Here is a 1534-nt window from a genome sequence, read left to right on the forward strand (position 1 = left end):
GATTATCTTTTGCTTCGCAATGCGGCATGGGCGCACTCAGCGTTCCAGCCCCCTCTGCCGCCCTAACTGCCACGACACCGACCCGCCCTGCACGATGCCCATAACCTCGCGGCCGAGTTGGCGGTCGATGATCGGCCGCCACGGGACAAGGGTGAACTCATGGGATTTCTCGACCACGGCGAACTTGCCGCTCGATAGATGCACGGTTCCGGTAAACTTGCCGCTGACGCTCTCGCCGTCCGTGGCGGCGCGGAACGGCAGGCCCTTACTCAAAGCCATATCCGATCCGACGCCGGCTACCTCGCGCTCCCGCAGGATGGCGAGAAGGTTGCGCCGGTAGAAGACGCGGCTGTCCCGGCTGCGGGTGGCGTCGCCCTGTTCGATATGGTGCTCGCGGCGCTGGTCCATGGCTTCGCGGACTTGTTGCCCGAAGCCGGTTGGCGCAAGGTCGGCCGTCTCGCCGTGGATCAGCCGCCGGTCCAGCCAGGTCGCGCCGTCCGATCCGATCTGTTTGTTCAGATCGACCGGGGAAAGGACGCGAACGCTGGCCTGACTGTCTCGGCCGGCGTCATGGGCGGCGGCACGGCTGACCAGATCATCGGGGATGCGCCATTGGTCGGCGTCGATCCGCTCGACGATACCGGCCCGGCGTAGCGCCTCCAGCCGGCGCACATGGGCATCGACATAGCCCTCATAGTCGCCGCCTGGAACGCGGCACGTATAGGAAGAATAAACGCCCTTTTCACCCAAGTCCAACAGCTTTGGACCGCAGTTGACTCTTTCGACACCCCTGCGATGCAACCCAATCCGGCTGACGGGGAGCCAGCAACGCTGAAAATTTACCCTCCTCTTTCCCACTAGCGGCTCCTTTTCCGACAACCAGCACGGCGGATCCCTGCCGCGGCGCTGTGAACGCAGCATTTTGATTGGTATCGTTGGCCTTCAGGCTCGTCAGTCAAACAGACCCAGGAGCAGCTCAGCCGGTGGCGCCCGGCTTTCGGGTAACGCCCTGGTCCCGCTGGTTTCGGCTTTGTGCTTCAGGTGATCAAGGATCTGCTTGATCACTATAGGGTCTTCAATGCAGGCGATGACTTTCATGGCGCCGCCGCAGCCGCTGCAGGTCTCGATGTCGATATTGAAAACACGCTTGAGCCGTTGCGCCCATGTCATCGACGCTCGCCGTTGTGCTGGTGTTGCCGGTTCATCAGCCACCCTGACCTTGTTGCCCCTGCCCCGTTTTGCCGGCGTGACCAACGCCCGGTGCCGACTGTTGGGTGCGAACACCCCGTGGAAGCGGGTTAGGTTGACTCTGGGCTTCGGTACCAGGGCGGCCAGCCTTGCAATGAAATCCAATGGTTCGAAAATGACGTGCGTGGTGCCGTCCCGGTACGGCGTCTTGAGCTGGTAGCGCACGTTGCCGCCTCGTGTTAACGACAGCCGCTTCTCGGATACCGCCGGGCGGCTGATGTACCGGCACAGCCGTTCGAGCTTCTTGCGTTCATCGGCCCTGGCCGCCACGCCGGCGTGCAGGCTG

2 protein-coding genes are annotated in these 1534 nt (G+C 63.1%); both read right to left on the minus strand.

Translation table 11 applies throughout. From position 1 onward, the window contains the following. Positions 1 to 36: 36 nt before the first annotated feature. Positions 37 to 921, minus strand: a complete 885-nt coding sequence (locus tag FTU54_RS15360) for a DUF3363 domain-containing protein (RefSeq protein ID WP_001447541.1) — start codon at positions 919 to 921, stop codon at positions 37 to 39. Positions 922 to 951: 30 nt separating this feature from the next. Continuing rightward, positions 952 to 1534, minus strand: a 583-nt coding sequence (locus FTU54_RS15075; RefSeq protein ID WP_080312105.1) for a transposase, incomplete at its 5' end; no start/stop codon positions are given.

Origin of the sequence: Acinetobacter sp. YH12116 (assembly GCF_013418895.1) — a bacterium.
Lineage (GTDB): Bacteria > Pseudomonadota > Gammaproteobacteria > Pseudomonadales > Moraxellaceae > Acinetobacter > Acinetobacter indicus.

What these genes read in the sequence shown, in the direction of transcription:
- FTU54_RS15360 (WP_001447541.1), bottom strand. Translation starts at nt 921, where the DNA reads ATGCTGCGTTCACAGCGCCGCGGCAGGGATCCGCCGTGCTGGTTGTCG.